The sequence below is a fragment of the Pseudescherichia vulneris NBRC 102420 genome, assembly GCF_000759795.1.
GTDB classification, from domain to species: Bacteria; Pseudomonadota; Gammaproteobacteria; order Enterobacterales; family Enterobacteriaceae; genus Pseudescherichia; species Pseudescherichia vulneris.
In genome coordinates this window covers 115455-132053 of sequence record NZ_BBMZ01000009.1, presented here as the reverse complement: position 1 = coordinate 132053, position 16599 = coordinate 115455, and the positions used below count along the sequence as shown (strand labels likewise).

The 16599-nt window shown below is 59.8% G+C and carries 13 protein-coding genes; 6 read left to right on the top strand and 7 right to left on the bottom strand.

Annotated elements, in window-relative coordinates:
* Position 1: 1 nt before the first annotated feature.
* Positions 2-2983 carry a virulence factor SrfB gene (locus EV102420_RS08540; RefSeq protein ID WP_042390952.1) on the top strand — a complete coding sequence of 994 codons (2982 nt, stop codon included), beginning with the start codon at positions 2-4 and terminating at the stop codon, positions 2981-2983.
* The gene (locus EV102420_RS08535) at positions 2980-5154 is read left to right on the top strand and encodes a virulence factor SrfC family protein (RefSeq protein ID WP_042390950.1); all 2175 of its coding nucleotides are present in this window, start codon (positions 2980-2982) and stop codon (positions 5152-5154) included. Before EV102420_RS08540 ends, EV102420_RS08535 begins: the two co-directional genes overlap by 4 nt.
* A gap of 51 nt (positions 5155-5205) precedes the next feature.
* Here the strand turns inward: EV102420_RS08535 and EV102420_RS08530 are convergent, their stop codons facing one another.
* Entirely contained in the window at positions 5206-5379 is a 174-nt protein-coding gene (locus EV102420_RS08530) for a GhoT/OrtT family toxin (RefSeq protein ID WP_072015224.1), read from the bottom strand.
* A 382-nt stretch (positions 5380-5761) separates the two neighbouring features.
* Between EV102420_RS08530 and EV102420_RS08525 the strand changes: the two genes are divergently transcribed.
* Complete coding sequence (locus EV102420_RS08525; protein ID WP_255211664.1) at positions 5762-6652, top strand: SDH family Clp fold serine proteinase; 891 nt, start codon at positions 5762-5764, stop codon at positions 6650-6652.
* 254 nt (positions 6653-6906) lie between these two features.
* Here EV102420_RS08525 and patD read toward each other — a convergent pair whose 3' ends face one another.
* The 6 genes from patD to EV102420_RS08495 form a co-directional block, all read right to left on the bottom strand.
* On the bottom strand, positions 6907-8331 hold the full coding sequence (patD, locus tag EV102420_RS08520) for an aminobutyraldehyde dehydrogenase (RefSeq protein ID WP_042390943.1): 1425 nt from the start codon (positions 8329-8331) through the stop codon (positions 6907-6909).
* Positions 8332-8355: 24 nt separating this feature from the next.
* Positions 8356-9162 carry an ABC transporter permease gene (locus EV102420_RS08515; protein ID WP_042390940.1) on the bottom strand — a complete coding sequence of 269 codons (807 nt, stop codon included), beginning with the start codon at positions 9160-9162 and terminating at the stop codon, positions 8356-8358.
* Positions 9152-10093 carry an ABC transporter permease gene (locus tag EV102420_RS08510; protein ID WP_042390937.1) on the bottom strand — a complete coding sequence of 314 codons (942 nt, stop codon included), beginning with the start codon at positions 10091-10093 and terminating at the stop codon, positions 9152-9154. The genes EV102420_RS08515 and EV102420_RS08510 overlap by 11 nt, the downstream gene beginning before the upstream one ends.
* Positions 10094-11104 carry an ABC transporter ATP-binding protein gene (locus EV102420_RS08505; protein WP_042390934.1) on the bottom strand — a complete coding sequence of 337 codons (1011 nt, stop codon included), beginning with the start codon at positions 11102-11104 and terminating at the stop codon, positions 10094-10096.
* A gap of 16 nt (positions 11105-11120) precedes the next feature.
* Complete coding sequence (ydcS, locus tag EV102420_RS08500; protein ID WP_042390933.1) at positions 11121-12263, bottom strand: putative ABC transporter substrate-binding protein YdcS; 1143 nt, start codon at positions 12261-12263, stop codon at positions 11121-11123.
* Between the two features lie 180 nt (positions 12264-12443).
* A complete protein-coding gene (locus tag EV102420_RS08495; RefSeq protein WP_042390931.1) occupies positions 12444-13853 on the bottom strand; it encodes an aminotransferase-like domain-containing protein in 1410 nt (469 codons plus the stop codon).
* Positions 13854-14030: 177 nt separating this feature from the next.
* Between EV102420_RS08495 and EV102420_RS08490 the strand changes: the two genes are divergently transcribed.
* Genes EV102420_RS08490 through EV102420_RS21265 form a run of 3 tightly spaced genes read left to right on the top strand, consistent with a single transcriptional unit; the run spans position 14031 to position 16572 of the window.
* Complete coding sequence (locus tag EV102420_RS08490) at positions 14031-15431, top strand: cytochrome ubiquinol oxidase subunit I (protein ID WP_042390929.1); 1401 nt, start codon at positions 14031-14033, stop codon at positions 15429-15431.
* The gene (cydB, locus tag EV102420_RS08485; protein WP_042390927.1) at positions 15431-16441 is read left to right on the top strand and encodes a cytochrome d ubiquinol oxidase subunit II; all 1011 of its coding nucleotides are present in this window, start codon (positions 15431-15433) and stop codon (positions 16439-16441) included. Before EV102420_RS08490 ends, cydB begins: the two co-directional genes overlap by 1 nt.
* Positions 16441-16572, top strand: coding sequence for a DUF2474 domain-containing protein (locus tag EV102420_RS21265; RefSeq protein WP_072015217.1), 132 nt, complete (start codon positions 16441-16443; stop codon positions 16570-16572). Before cydB ends, EV102420_RS21265 begins: the two co-directional genes overlap by 1 nt.
* Positions 16573-16599 lie beyond the last annotated feature (27 nt).

Genomic DNA, 16599 nt, shown 5'->3' with positions numbered 1-16599 from the left:
TATGCTGGTTAATCTTTGCGATTACAAACAGAGCGTCACGCTGATTGCCAACAGCGGCGTGCAGTTTCTCGACTTTGGCCTGACGCCGCAGGCTTCCCTACAGAGCGGACGCTTTGTACGAAAAACCGCTAACGGGCCGCTGCTGCGCCTCGATTACGATCTGATCAACAGCCGCTATACGCTGCCCACCCGTGACGGCGGCCAGCCCGAGGTGGTGAAGCCGGAGATCACCCTGCCGCTGCTTGAGTCGCTGGCGGTGCTGGATGGCGTCTGGCTACCTATACCTTTCTTACGCTTTAACCCGCCGCGCACCTTTGTGGAAGGCCCGGATAACTGGGCTCGCGTGCAGATCCGCAAGCTGGCCGAGCCGGACAGCGTAGGCAACACCCACCGCGTGACCCTGGCGCTGGACAGCCAGATCAACGATCTCTCGCCTGGGGCGCTGGCCCCGGCCACCAATGACATTCTGAACGGCACCCGCTTTGCGCTGGCATGGCGCGACGACGAGGTGTTTGATTTTCTCGATCAGACCTGGATAGATGGCTGGCTGCGCGAGGCGTTTCTGCACTACGCCACCAGCGTCGAAAACCGCAGCGAGCGGGAGATTGCCCAGGCCCTGCGCGGCTTTGAGTATCAGGCCCACTGGCTCAACCTGCTTACCCTGCTGGGCGAGCAGCTGACGGTGCCAGAAGTTAAAATCGTTACCCATACCCTCAGCACCCCGGCTATTCCGGTGGATCTGATCCTCGACGTCGGCAACACCCATACCTGCGGCGTCATCATTGAGGATCAGGGCGACGCCAACGATGGCCTGCGCCAGACGGCAGAGCTGCAGGTGCGCTCCCTGAGCGAGCCGCAGTTTTTAAACGAGCCGTTGTTTACCAGCCGGCTGGAGTTCTCCGAAGCCCGCTTCGGCAAACAGCACTTCTCCGTGGAGAGCGGGCGTGAAGATGCCTTCGTCTGGCCCTCGATCGTTCGCGTGGGCGACGAGGCCCGCAAGCTGGCGATGCAGCGTCTGGGGACCGAAGGCAACAGCGGTATCTCTAGCCCGCGCCGTTACCTGTGGGATGAGACCCCGGTGTTACAGGACTGGCGCTTTAGCCAGATGAACAGCAAGTCCCAGCGCGAGCCGCTAGCGACCGCCTTCCCGCTGATGAACCTGATGAACGACGACGGCCAGCCGCTCTACACCCTGCCGCTGGATGAGCGTCTGCCGGTGTTCTCGCCCCAGTACAGCCGCAGCACGCTGATGACGCACATGCTGTGCGAGCTGCTGGCTCAGGCTTTAGGGCAGATCAACAGCGTGGCGACGCGCTTGCGTCTGGGTTTCCCGGCCTCGCCCCGCCAACTGCGCACCATTATTTTGACCCTGCCCTCGGCGATGCCGAAGCAGGAGCGCGAGATCTTCCGCCGCCGCATGTTTGAAGCCATCGCCCTGGTGTGGAAAGCGATGGGGTGGCACCCGCAGGATGACGACTTCGCTAACAGCAAGCAGCGCGATAAGAGCGTGGTGCCCGTCCCGCAGATCCAGATGGAGTGGGACGAGGCGAGCTGCGGCCAACTGGTTTGGCTCTATAACGAAGCTATCTCCCACTACGCCGGACAGACCGAGACCTTTTTTGCCTCCCTCGCCCGCCCGGACCGTATCGGTGCGCCGGACGAAACGCCGGGCCGCGCCCTGCGGGTAGCGTCGATCGATATTGGCGGCGGCACCACCGATATGGCCATCGTCCACTATCAGCTGGATGACGGCACCGGGAGCAACGTCAAGATCACTCCGCATCTGCTGTTCCGGGAAGGGTTTAAGGTAGCGGGCGATGACATTCTGCTGGATATTATCCAGCGCTGCGTGCTGCCCGCCCTGCAAACCCAGCTGCAAAAGTCGGGAATTACCGACGCCGCTGCACTCATGGCAACGCTGTTTGGCGACTCTGGCCGCATTGACACCCAGGCGGTGCTGCGCCAGCAAACCACGCTGCAACTCTTTATGCCGATCGGCCATGCGATCCTCTCGGCCTGGGAGCAAAGCGATATCAACGATCCGTTGGCGGGGCTGCACGCCACCTTTGGCGAACTGCTGACCCAGCAGCCGACGCGCAACGTCATGAACTACCTCAAACAGGCCATCGATCACGCTCTGCCAGCCAGCGCCGCGGCGTTCGATCTCTTTGCCGTGCCGCTGCAGGTTAACTTTAGCGATCTGCAGGCGGCGATGCTGGGGGGCCAGTTCACCCTGACCGCGCCGATCCATGCGGTATGTGAAGCCATCTCCCACTACGGCTGCGACGTGCTGCTGATCACCGGGCGTCCAGGCTGCCTGCCGGGCGTGCAGGCGCTGATCCGCCACCTGCAGCCGGTTCCGGTTAACCGAATGGTGTGGCTGGATAAGTACCGGGTGCACGAGTGGTATCCGTTTAGCCAGCAGGGGCGGATCGGCAATCCGAAATCCACCGCCGCCGTTGGGGCGATGCTGTGCAGCCTGGCGCTGGATCTGCGCCTGCCGCGCTTTAACTTTAAAGCGGCGGATATTGGGGCTTACTCAACCGTGCGCTATCTCGGCGTGCTGGATAACGTGGTGAATACCCTGCGCGAAGAGAACGTCTGGTATGAAGATATCGACCTGGATAAGTCGGGTGCCAAGCTGGATGCCCGTCTGCACTTCCCGCTGCGCGGCAACGTCACGCTGGGCTTCCGCCAGCTCGCCAACGCCCGCTGGCCTGCAACGCCGCTCTATACCCTGAGTATCAACTCACCGGAGCTGGCGAAAGCCATCGCTGGCGACGGCGTGCTGAACGTGCGGCTGGCCCTCACCGGCGGCAGCAAGGCGCTGGGGCCGGAAGCGTTCACCCTGAGCGAGGCCTGGCTACAAGACGGAACGCCGGTTGCCGCCGATGCGTTGACGTTTAAACTGAACACCCTGGCCGATCGCCGCCACAGCGGCAGCCACTACTGGATTGACAGCGGGAGCGTGTACTTAAAATGAGAGATGTGAGCAAAACCTCCCAGGCATTAATGGCATGGATAGATGAGACCCGCCAGCACGCCCCGCTGCTTGACGATGACGCTGACGCCCTATTGCTACGCCTGACCGCCGCCGCCGCGCACGAGAGCGTGCTGGCCCGCGCCGCTAGCCAGCCCCGCACGGTGGGCCTCTATGGTCACGCCCAGGCGGCAAAAGCACACCTGCTTACCGCCCTGTGCAGCAGCGGCAGTGGACGGATTAACGTCAAGGCCGGCGAGAAGAGTTTCGACTACCTGAGCCATATCAATCCGGGTCATGCCCTGACCGGCATGGCGCTGCGCTTCACCACGGCCGTTCAGAACGTTGACGATGCGTTTCCACTGCGTCTGCGTCTGATTAGCGAGGCGGAGCTGGTGCAGGTGTTTATCGCCCATGCCGCCGGACAGCAGGATCGCCACCTTGTCGACCGGGCGGTGATTGAAGATCGTCTCAACCGCTGGCGCGGGCTGCGTCAGCCGCATCCGGTGGCGGGCCTTACCGCTGAGGACGTCGGCGCGATTGCCGCGTTCTGGCGCACCACCGTGCCTGCTGCACAGCAGCAGATCGACGACGGCCTGTGGTACCAGCTCGCTACCCTGATCCCCTCCCTGGATCTGCGCGCCCGGGCCAGCGCCTGGTCGCTGCTGTGGGGTGAGCAGCAGGAGCTGACCCAGCAGTGGCTAGCCCTGGCGCACGTTCTGCATCAGACCGGCAACGCCGCCGAGCTGGCTGCGCCCCTGAGCCTGCTGGTAGATAACTTTGCCCTGCCGACGGAGGGTTTCTTGAACCCGCTGGCAGCAGAGAGCATCGAGGCGCAGGCGGAGGTAGTGGTTCATCCTCTGTCAAAAGACGAGCTGCAAAACGCGGTAAGCATTCCCCTCGCCACTCTGTCTCTGCTGACCTACGAATTAGTGCTGTGCGTTGAAAACAGCGTGCTGGACGGGGTAGATATTGTCGATATTCCCTGCCCGGCGGCGCAGCCTCAACGCCCGCTCTGGCACAGCAAGTGCCGCTGGCTGCTGGAGCGCTATCGCCAGCAGCGCCAGCCGGACGTGCTGATGATCTGCAACGCCACGCCGCAGCGCAGCGCCACCGCCGTCACGGCTAAGGCCTTGCTGAACTGGGTGCAGGAGACGCAGTCGGGCCAGGAGACAGCGCTGCCGGGACTGGTGTGGGCGATTACGCCTCAGGACGCGCGGTTTACCACCTCGCTCAATCTTGATGAAACCGTGCAGCAGCTGCTGGGCAAGCCGGGACAGCGCTGGGGAACCCTGCAGGCGCTGGACGCCAGCAGCCTGCAGCGGCTGATTGAGTGGCTATCTCAGGCCACCACGCCGTCGCTGCGCCTGAGTCGACTGACTGCCCTGCGCGAGCGCCACAATCGGATGCTGCGCGATCTGATGCAGCCTCTGCTCTCGCCGCTAACAGAGGATGCGGACACCCGTCGCGCCCGAGCTGAATCGGCGATTCGCGAGCTGCAGGGCCAGGCTGGACGCCATGGTGAACTGCTGGAAGGACTGCTGCCAGAGATGAAGCAGTTTGATGCCCTGTGGAAGGTACAGCTGCCGCGTGAGGAGAAGGTGAGCGGCCTGTTTAACGAGGCGATCGATCTCTTTGCCGATGCGCAGGAGATGCCCGAGCGCGCCAGTGCCGCCCGGGATGCCGGTCAGCAGGCGCACGCCATGTGGGTGAATCATCTTCGCCAGTGGAGCCGCAGCGCGGAGAGCGCGGCCCGGTTGGGCATTACCCCGGCTACGCTGCGCCAGGTGGCGGACACGATTATCACCACCAGCTACCGGCTGGATCTCGCTAGCCAGCTGCAAACTCTGATGCAGCGGGATAACGCCTGCGCGGCGCAGCTGCATGCGGCAATTGGCAATCTGATTGCCTGGCTTGGCTACGCCGACGTTGCGGTCGATCGGCGCCCGGCCAGCCGTATCCAGAAAGGCAGCGCGATCTTCAGCACCGACGCGCCAGCCCACACCGCAGGCAGACTGAATCGACTGGGCGATCAGCCAGTTCACGCCGCGACACGCTACGTTTATGACTGGCTGGTGGCGCTCTATACCCGCAGCAACGAGAACATTGGCTATCGGCACCCCTCAGACGTGACGGATGCCCAGCGCAAAACGTTATTAACGCTTCTGCCTTAATCGGCTCCCCCGGTGACGCAACGCGCCGGGGAACCTCTTTACGCCGCACTCTTAGAACAGAGAGATCAGCAGCGCCACCGGAAAGCTCATCGGCCAGGTCGAGCCGATTAGAAACGCACACAGAAAGCGGATCCGTTTGCGATCCTTTGACAGGAACCAGGTGATGAGTGCACAGATCGTCGCCATCACGGCGTAGAAGACCAGCATTTTTTGGTATAGGGTCATAGCCGACATTTGCTCAAAATAGAATAAAACGCGCGCAATATGCATTTTTTATTGATGTAAATCAAGCTTTATCCCTGCGAAAGTGAGGGAAACCGGACTTGTCGATTATGTCGGGGGCGAAAGACGAAAAGAAGAGCAAGACAGGCAGGCGGCGGTACAGATTTATACCGTCAGGAAGGAATCCGACACTTTTGAAGAAACTCCCTAGCCAGCCCATATTTTATAAATATAAAATTGCGCCCCTTAAAACAAAACATAGAATCATCAACACGGCAATGGTGGCAAGGTTCTAATATATATTTTTAATGAATATTAACACCTCCTGTCGTTAGATGCATTCATTTAAATAATGCATTCACCAGCATTATTAGTGGAGACTATCTTGAGTAACATAGATGATACAATAGAAGGTTTCATTTCCTTCAAAATTGACGAATTAAAAAACGATCACTTTCCAGACTCAGATGTTATTGTTTATTACGGAGGGATTACAGAGTGGGCTAAACAGATCTATCAACCCGTACTTGAAGACATTGGCCGAGTCGCAAAAAAGAAAGAGACAAGCTCGCTTGTGATAATACTGTCAACCGGCGGTGGCTCCGTAGAATCTGTAGAAAAAATGGTTGAAATAACCCGCCATTTTTATCAGGAGGTCTACTTTATTGTTCCTAACTACGCCATGTCTGCCGGTACGATTTGGTGTATGTCTGGTGATAAAATTTACATGGATTATGCTTCCTCGCTTGGTCCGATTGACCCACAGGTCCAGTCATCTGACGGCAAGTGGGTTCCAGCCCTTGGCTACCTGGATAAAGTCGAGGAGATTATCAACAAATCTCATACCGGACAGGTTACGCAAGCTGAATTAATGATGCTCAATAATTTAGATTTAGCTCAACTACGACGTTATGAACAAGCCAGAGAGCTGTCTAAAGATTTATTAAAAAAATGGCTTGTTGAATATAAGTTCCGTAACTGGAACGTACGGGAAAGAACTCAAGCACCTGTTACGCTGGATGACAAAATTGCGCGGGCCGAAGATATCGCTGTGGCACTCAGTGATAACAGACGCTGGCATTCTCATGGTAGGTTTATTGGTATAAATACGCTTACAAACGATCTTCACCTTCAAATAGAAGACTACACGGACAATGTACAGTTGACAGAAGATCTTAGAGAAATAGATAAGATGTTGACGGAATTTAGGTTCAAAGTGCAAAAAGAGATAATTGTTATGTCATCCTTAGCTAATGACATCGCCACAGAAGAGTGATAGCGTGGATCTACTCTAAAGAGGAATAGCAATATGCCCAATTCAAGTTTAATCGAGCAAGTTATATCGCTGTCTACTCTGGTACGCTCTCAGCACCAGAAATCAATGATTAATGACTTAAAAAACAAAAGGTTATTAAACCCGCCGAAATTCGATCTTGCCTACGGCCCTGTCTCGTCTGTCAGCAACCAGACCAAAAGATAAACAGTAGCTGGAACCGCATCACGCGCTGTTCCAGCTACCTTGAAAATACTCTAGTGCTTTATCATGACATGCCGAATGACGGTGTAGTCCTCGATGCCGTAGACCGACATATCCTTGCCGTAGCCGGACATCTTCTGCCCGCCGTGCGGCATCTCGCTGACCAGCATAAAGTGGGTGTTGACCCAGGTGCAGCCGTACTGCAGGCGGGCGCTTAAGCGGTGCGCCCGGCCCACGTCCCGAGTCCACACCGATGAGGCCAGCCCGTACCGGGAGTCGTTGGCCCAGCTCAGAACCTGATCTTCATCGTCAAACGCGGTTACGCTCACTACCGGGCCAAACACTTCGTGCTGGACGATATCGTCCTCCTGCTTTGCCCCGGCCAGCAGCGTCGGCTGGAAATAGTAGCCTGCGCCGTCGCGCTTCGCGCCCCCGGTCACGACGCTGATGTGCCCCAGCGCTTTCGCGGCCTCCACCGCCTGCGTTACCCGCTCCAGGTGCGCAGCGGAGCTGAGCGGCCCCAGCTCGGTGCTTTCATCGTCCGGCGCGCCCATCTTCAGACTCGCCACCGCTGCGCCCAGCTTCTCGACCAGCGCATCGTAAATGCCCTTCTGGGCATAGATACGGCAGGCGGCGGTACAGTCCTGACCCGCGTTGTAGTAGCCAAAGGTACGTACCCCCTCTACTACCGCATCCAGATCGGCATCGTCAAAGACGATAACCGGCGCTTTGCCTCCCAGCTCCATATGGGTGCGCTTCACTGAAGAGGCGGTGTGGCTGATGATATGCTCCCCGGTAGCAATGGAGCCGGTCAGGGAAACCATTCGCACCTTCTCATGCCCGGTGAGCGGATCGCCCACGGTCTTGCCCCGACCAAACAGCACGTTAAGCACCCCGGCCGGGAAGATATCCTTCGCCAGCTCCGCCAGCTTCAGGGCAGTGAGCGGGGTAATTTCCGACGGCTTAATCACCACGCAGTTGCCCGCCGCCAGCGCGGGCGCCAGCTTCCAGGCAGCCATCATCAGGGGGTAATTCCAGGGCGCAATCGATGCTACCACGCCCACCGGATCGCGGCGGATCATCGAGGTATGCCCCTCCAGATACTCGCCCGCCGCCAGGCCGTTCAGGGTGCGCGCCGCTCCGGCGAAGAAGCGGAAAACGTCAACCACGGCAGGGATCTCGTCGCCCATCACGCAGTGCAGCGGCTTGCCGCAGTTGAGGGACTCCAGCTGGGCCAGCGCCTCGGCGTTATCTTCAATGGCCTGGGCGAGATCGAGCAGCGCCTGGGCGCGAACTTTCGGCGTGGCGTAGCCCCACTCGGTAAAGGCGCGATCGGCGGCCTGTACGGCGGCGTCTACCTGGGCGGCAGAGGCTTCGGCGATCTCCAGCAGCACCTCGCCGGTCGCGGGATTGTAAACCGCCTGCTTCTCCCCTTCGCCGCTGACCAGTTGGCCATTAATTAACAGTTGATCTTGCATAATCATATCCTGGTTGAGGGTCAGTTATTTCTCGTTGCCAAAGGCGTTCTCGCCCCTGCGGGTCAGCCACCATGCACCTAAAATCGGCAGCGTCGTCACCAGCATCACCAGTAGGGCCACTACGTTGGTGATCGGCACCTCGCGTGGCCTGCCCAGCTGGTTAAGCAGCCACAGCGGCAGCGTGCGTTCATGTCCGGCGGTAAAGGTGGTGACGATGATTTCGTCAAACGACAGGGCAAACGCCAGCATGCCGCCTGCCAGCAGCGCCGAGCCAAGATTGGGCATCACCACGTAGCGAAAGGTCTGCCAGCCGTTGGCCCCCAGATCCATCGACGCCTCTACCATGCTCCAGGCGGTGCGCCTGAAGCGGGCGATGACGTTGTTAAACACCACCACCACGCAGAAAGTAGCGTGACCAATCACAATGGTCAGGAATCCTGGCTCCAGCCCTACCGTTTTAAACGCCGTCAGCAACGCCAGACCGGTTACGATGCCCGGCAGCGCGATGGGCAACAGCAGCAGCAGCGAGATAGCACTCTTGCCAAAAAACTGGCTACGCCAGAGAGCACAAGCAGCAAGCGTGCCAAGTATCAGCGCCACCAGCGTCGCCAGCGCGGCTACCTTAAGTGACAGTGTCACCGCATCGAGGATATCGCTTCGCGATGCGGCCACCGTAAACCAGCGCAGCGTCAGGCCCTGAGGAGGAAAGCTAAAGGCGGCGTCTTCGGTATTAAAAGCGTAGATGGCGATGATCAGCAGCGGGAAGTGCAGAAAAATCACCCCACCCCAGGCAGCCAGTTTTAACAGCAGCGGTGCGCGATCAGAGTGCATCGAATGCTCCCAGGCGCTTCACGAACGCCAGATAGAGGGCAATCAAGATAATGGGAACCAGGGTAAACGCCGCCGCCATCGGCATATTGCCAATCGCGCCCTGCTGGGAGTAGACCATGTTGCCGATGAAGAAGCCCGGCGGGCCCACCAGCTGGGGAACAATAAAGTCCCCCAGCGTCAGGGAGAAGGTAAAGATTGACCCTGCCGCGACGCCGGGGATCGCCAGGGGCAGCACCACGTGGCGGAAGGTCTGGGCCGGTCGCGCGCCGAGATCCGCCGACGCCTGCAGCAGCGACGGCGGTAAGCGTTCCAGCGCCGCCTGCACCGGCAGGATCATGAACGGTAGCCAGATGTAGACAAAGACCAGGAAGCGCCCGAGGCCAGAGGTCGAGAGCGTACTGCCGCCCACCGCGGGCAGGGTCAACACGCTCTCCAGCAGCGGCTGCAATTCCATGTGCTGTAAAAACCACTGGGCCACGCCGTCCCGCGCCAGCAGCAAGGTCCAGGCGTAGGCCTTAACGATATAGCTCGCCCACATGGGAAGCATTACCGCAATATAGAAAAAGGCCTTCATCTTGCCTTGGGTATAGCGAGCCATAAACCACGCCAGCGGAAACGCGAGGATCGCGCTGGCGAGGGTAACCGCTATCGCCATGGTTAGCGTGCGCAGAATAATGTCGTAGTTGGCAGGCTGAAACAGCGCCTGCAAATTCGCCAGGGTCAAATCCGGCGTCACCGACATGGTGAAGTCGTCGAAGGTGTAAAGCCCCTGCCACAGCAATGTTAGCAGCGACCCGAGGTAAACAATGCCGAACCACATCAGGGGGGCGATCAGCAGCAGGAAAAGGCCCAACGTCGGCCTGCGCCAGAACAGTCCGCTCAGGCGACCATGCGCCGACGGGCGCGGGGCAGGCATAGCGCTCATCGCCATCTACTCCTCCTGCAACGGAACCATTGCCGCACGGGACCAGGAGAGCGGCACGCTCTGTCCTGGCTGGAGCGACGCAGGCTGACGGGCATCAAGAAGATTGGCCTCGCTGACCAGCAGCCTCTCACCATCCGCAAGCTTCAGCTCAATGCGCGTCGCGGCCCCCTGATACTGCACCGTCTGCACCACGCCCTCGGTTTGTACTTCATTCGCCCAGTCCAGCCGAATATGCTCTGGACGCAGGGAGTAGCTTCCCATCATGCCGCACAGCGCCTGCGCCCTGGCGGCGCTAAAAACGTTGGAGGTGCCGACAAAGCCCGCTACGAAGGGAGTCCGTGGACGCAGATAGAGATCGCGCGGGGCGGCAATCTGCTCGATCTTACCGTTATTGAACACCGCGACCCGGTCGGACATCGACAGCGCCTCGCCCTGGTCGTGGGTAACAAAAATAAAGGTGATCCCCAGATCCTGCTGAAGCTTCTTCAGTTCGAACTGCATCTGCTCCCGCAGCTTGAGATCCAGCGCGCCCAGCGGCTCGTCCAGCAGCAGCACGCGCGGCTGGTTAACCAGCGCCCGGGCAATGGCCACTCGCTGCCGCTGACCGCCTGAGAGCTGGGACGGCTTACGCGCGTGGGCAAACCCCAGCGCCACCCGCTCCAGCGCCTCGTGAGCCTGGGCGTGACGCGCTTTTTTGCCGATGCCTTTGACCATCAGCCCGTAGGCGACGTTATCCAGAATCGACATGTGCGGAAAGAGCGCGTAGTCCTGAAACACGGTATTGACGTCACGCTCCCACGGCGGCAGCTCGCTGGCCTCTTTGCCAAAAATGCGCACCGCGCCGCCGGAAAGCTGTTCAAACCCGGCGATCAGCCGCAGGCAGGTGGTTTTGCCGGAGCCGGACGGCCCCAGCATAGAGAAAAACTCTCCGTCGTTGACGGCCAGGCTAACGCCGTCCACCGCCCGAACGTCACCGTAGATCCGCGAGACATCATCAAACTCAACGGCATAGGTCATGCGTCACTCCTGACGATCAGCGGCCACCCATAATGGCGATGTAATCCTGGGTCCAGCGGCTGTAGGGCACGAACTTGCCCCCGTCGGCAACCGGCGTTTTCCAGAAGGCGATCTTGTCAAAGAAGCCATAGCCGTTGGTTTCGCACCCCTTCTCACCCAGCAGGGTGCTGGCCTTACAGCCCTCCGCCACCACCGGCAGAGAGCCAAACCAGGCGGCTACGTCGCCCTGCACCTTCGGCGTCAGCGACCAGTCCATCCATTTGTAGGCGCAGTTAGGATGTTTCGCATCGGTGTGCAGCATGGTGGTATCCGCCCAGCCGGTTACGCCCTCCTTCGGGAAGACCGTGGCGATGGGTTGACCCTCGGCCTTCAGGGCGTTGGCCTGATAGGGCCAGGCGCTGGAGGCCACCACGCCCTCGTTTTTAAAATCGCTCATCTGCACGGTGGTGTCATGCCAGTAGCGGTGGATCAGCCCGTGCTGATCGCGGAGCACCTTCAGCACCGCCTGATACTGCGCCTCGGTGAGCTGATAGGGATCGCTGATGCCCAGCTGCGGCTGGGTAGCTTTCACAAACAGCGCGGCATCGGCAATGTAGATGGGGCCGTCATAGGCCTGAACCCGCCCCTGGTTGCTCTTGCCATCCGGCAGGTTCTGCTTAACGAAGATCGCCGCCCAGCTGTCCGGCGGCGTAGGGAAGACTTTGGTGTTATACATCAGCAGATTGGGGCCCCACTGATAGGGCGTGCCGTAGACTTTGCCGCCAACGTTGAACCAGTCCCCCTTGGCCACGCGCGGGTCGACGTTTTTCCAGTTGGGGATCAGGGCGGTATTGATGGGTTGGACGCGCTTGCCCATGATCAGCCGCAGGGAGGCATCGCCTGAGGCGGTAACCAGGTCGTAACCGCCTTTCGCCATCAGGCTCACCATCTCGTCCGAGGTGGCGGCGGTCTTCACGTTCACCTGACAGCCGGAGGCTTTTTCAAACTCGCTGACCCAGTCATACTGCTTATCGGTCTGGCCGCGCTCGATGTATCCCGGCCAGGCGATGATATCGAGACGCCCCTCTCCTTTACCGACGTCCGTTGGCTCGGCTGCCTGCGCGGTGACGATGGTCATACCGAGCGCGTACAGCGTGCTGCGGGCAAATGTCTTACTCATAAGCCATTACTCCTGTCGCAATCATATGTGCGGCAGCCGTGCCGTAAAAATATCTCCCTCAGTAAAGGTAGACGGCGCGCTGCGGCCCCACATAAGGCGCAAAAGAAATTTGCTTAGGTTGTGACAGATGACGCACTCCGCCATCTTCTGGAGCAGAGACAACGGCTTAATACCGGTGCGTTACGCCATGGCCTCGCGGATCAGCATCCCCAGCGTTTTGGCCGCCTGCTCCTCGCGATCGCCCCACGCCCACGAGGTGTTGAAGCGGAAAAAGGGAGTCCAGGTGTCAGAGGTAGAGAACATTTTGCCTGGGGCGATGCTGATGCGGTGCGCCAGTGCCTGCTCGCTTAGCCGCCCGGCATCCATGGGGGCGGGCAGCTCAAGCCAGAGAAAGTAGCCGCTGTCGCTGGGGTGGATCTTCACTTCACCAGGCAGATGGCGCAGCAGCGCCTGCCTGGCCTGCTGCTTGCGCTCCGCCAGGGTGCGACGGAGCCGACGCAGATGGGCGTCGTAGCGTTTGGTGGAGAGATAGTCCACCAGCGCCAGCTGCATCGGCGAGCTGGTCGAGAGGGTGCTCATCAGCTGCAGCTGCTGGATACGTCGGGCGTGTTTCCCCGCCGCCACCCAGCCGATGCGGAACCCGGCCACCAGGCACTTCGAGAACGACGAGCAGTGCAGGGTCATCTCCTGGGTGTCCCAGGCCTTAGCCGGGAGCGGCTTCTCACGGCCAAAGTAGAGCTCGCTGTAGACGTCGTCCTCAATCAGGGTGACGTTGTGCGCTGCCAGCAGGGCCACCAGCCGCGCCTTTTTCTCATTGCTGAGGGTGAAGCCGAGCGGATTCTGGCTGTTGGTCATCAGCCAGCAGGCCTTCACCGGATAGTCGTTCAGCGCCTGGGCCAGCGCATCGAGATCGATCCCCTCCTCCACGTCGGTGGCCACCGCCAGCGCCTTGAGCTTAAGCCGCTCCAGCGCCTGCAATGCCCCGTAAAAGCAGGGGTTCTCGACGATCACCCAGTCCCCCGGCTCGGTGACCGCCTGCAGGCTGAGGTTGAGCGCCTCCAGTGCGCCTGCGGTGATCACTATCTCATCGGGCGAGATGTTCATCCCCTGCTGAGCATAGCGGCGGGCGATGGCATGCCGCAGATCGGCATTGCCCGGCGGCAGATTCTCGATCACGCTCATGGCATTGGCGGTTTTGCTGACGTTCGCCAGGGAGCGGTTCAGCTGCTGGAGCGGGAACAGGCGCGGATCGGGAAACGCCGAGCCAAAGGGCAGCACCGAGGCGTCGCAGCTCGCCTGCAGCACCTCAAAAATGTAGGTGTTGATGTCCACGGCCTCGTCCTGCATCACCTGGGCAGGCGGCATAGGTGGTTTGCGGGAGGGCGGTGACGCGACATAGTAGCCAGACTGCGGTCGGGCAACGATCCGCCCCTGGCTCTCCAGCATCTGGTAGGCATGGCTGACGGTCATAAAGCTGACGTGGCTGATGGTGACCTGCTCGCGCAGCGATGGCAGCCGATCGCCGGGCTGCCAGACGCCAAGAGTGATCTGCTCAATAATCTGCTGCGCCAGCTGCTGATACTTTTTCATTGCTCGACCCTGTGAATTCCTCTCTGCCCATTCTATAACAGAAAGCGCTTTACGCGGTGAAAGGTTTAGCCGCAGGGCAACTGTTATGCTTTTAAGTTCGGGTGCTGTTTCTGCCCGCATTCATTGACATCACCTATACTTTCGCTGACATAACTTAAATTATGCGCGGAGTCCTGCATGCTTGATCTAGACGCGTTCCATCTGGCGCGAATTCAATTCGCCTTTACCGTCTCATTCCATATTTTATTTCCTGCTATCACTATCGGGCTGGCCAGCTATTTGGCGGTGCTTGAGGCCCTGTGGCTCAAGACGCAAAATCAGGTCTGGCGAACGCTCTATCTCTTCTGGGTGAAAATCTTCGCCGTGAACTTTGGGATGGGCGTTGTTTCAGGGCTGGTGATGGCCTACCAGTTTGGTACCAACTGGAGCGGCTTCTCGCAGTTTGCCGGGAGCATAACCGGGCCGCTTCTCACCTATGAGGTGCTGACGGCCTTCTTCCTTGAGGCGGGTTTCCTCGGCGTGATGCTCTTCGGCTGGAACAAGGTCGGCCCCGGCCTGCACTTTTTCTCGACCTGCATGGTGGCCCTCGGCACGCTGATGTCCACCTTCTGGATCCTCGCCTCCAACAGCTGGATGCATACCCCGCAGGGCCATGAGATTGTCAACGGCCAGGTGATCCCGGTTGACTGGTTCAAGGTCATCTTTAACCCGTCGTTCCCCTACCGCCTGCTGCATATGTCGATTGCGGCCTTCCTGAGCAGCGCGCTGTTTGTTGGCGCTTCGGGTGCATGGCATCTTCTTAAAGGCAACAATACGCCCGCTATCCGCAAGATGTTCTCTATGGCGCTGTGGATGGCGCTGGTGGTGGCCCCAATCCAGGCCGTGGTCGGCGATATGCATGGTCTGAACACGTTGGAGCATCAGCCGGCGAAGATTGCCGCCATTGAGGGGCACTGGGAGAACCCGCCGGGTGAACCCACCCCGCTGCTGCTGTTCGGCTGGCCGGATATGGAGCAGGAGCGCACCCGTTATGGCCTGGAGATCCCCGCCCTGGGCAGCCTGATCCTGACCCACAGCCTGGATAAGCAGGTTCCGGCACTCAAATCATTCCCGAAAGAGGATCGCCCTAACTCCACCATTGTCTTCTGGTCGTTCCGCCTGATGGTGGCGATGGGCCTGCTGATGCTGCTGCTGGGCGTAGTCGGGCTGTGGCTGCGTTATAAAGGCCGCCTTTATACGTCGCGTCCGTTCCACCACTTCGCTCTGTGGATGGGGCCTGCCGGGCTGATTGCCCTGCTGGCGGGCTGGGTGACCACCGAGGTGGGACGCCAGCCGTGGGTGGTCTATGGCCAGCTGCGTACCATTGATGCCGTCTCGCAGCACAGCACCTTGCAGATGAGCCTGACCCTGCTGGGATTCTTTGTGGTCTACTCCGCCGTCTTTGGCGTGGGGTATGTCTATATCGGCAGGCTGATCAAGGCCGGTCCGCAGCCTGAAGATCGTCACCCGACTGAGGGCCGTCCGGCGCGTCCGCTCTCTGCGGCCGGTGAGTCGTTAGAGACAGAGGAGAACAAGTAATGGGTATCGATCTGTCAGTAATCTGGTTTGTGATAATCGTCTTCGCCACGCTGATGTATATCGTGATGGACGGCTTCGATCTCGGGATCGGTATTCTGTTTCCCCTCATTCGCGACGGTGAAGATCGTGACGTGATGGTCAACAGCGTTGCACCGGTGTGGGATGGCAACGAAACCTGGTTAGTCATGGGGGGCGCGGGTCTGTTTGGCGCGTTCCCGCTGGCCTACGCGGTGATTGCCGACGCGCTGACCATTCCGTTGACCATCATGCTGGCGGGCCTGATCTTCCGCGGCGTGGCGTTCGAGTTTCGCTTCAAGGCGACGCCTGCCCACCGTCCGTTCTGGGATAAGTCGTTTATTTTCGGATCGATCGTCGCCACCTTCGCCCAGGGCGTGGTGGTTGGCGCGGTACTGAACGGGTTTGAGGTGACCGGTCGTCGCTTTAGCGGCGGCGCGCTGGACTGGCTCACGGCGTTTAACCTCTTCTGCGGCCTGGGGTTAACCATCGCCTACGCCCTGCTCGGTGCCACCTGGATGGTCATGAAGAGCGGCGGCGCATTGCAGGAGACGATGCGCCACAGGGCGAAACAGCTGCTGCTGGCGCTGCTGGTCACCATTGGCGTGATCAGCCTCTGGACGCCGCTGACCCACCAGGGTATTGCCGATCGCTGGTTCAGCCTGCCGAACATTTTCTTCTTCCTGCCGGTGCCGCTGCTGGTGCTCCTGTTCAGCTTCTGGCAGTGGCGCAGCCTGAATAATCACGCCCATCATACCTTGCCGTTCATACTGACCCTGGGGCTGGTCTTCCTCGGCTTTAGTGGACTCGGGATCAGCATCTGGCCGAATATCATCCCGCCCAGTATCTCCCTGTGGGATGCCGCCTCGCCGCCGCAAAGCCAGGGCTTTATGCTGGTGGGCGCGCTGCTGATTATTCCGCTAATTCTGGTCTATACCGCGTGGAGCTACTACGTGTTTAGGGGCAAAGTTCAGCCTGGGGAGGGATATCACTGATGGCAGCACCGCGTTTTGTAAAGCGTCTGTTCTGGCTGATTGCTATCTGGGTTGCCAGCGTGCTGGCACTCACCGCTGTCAGCATGGCGTTTCGTCTGCTGATGTCGGCGGCGGGCCTTAAATCGCACTGACCGATCTGCCCGGCGGCGCTGACGCTT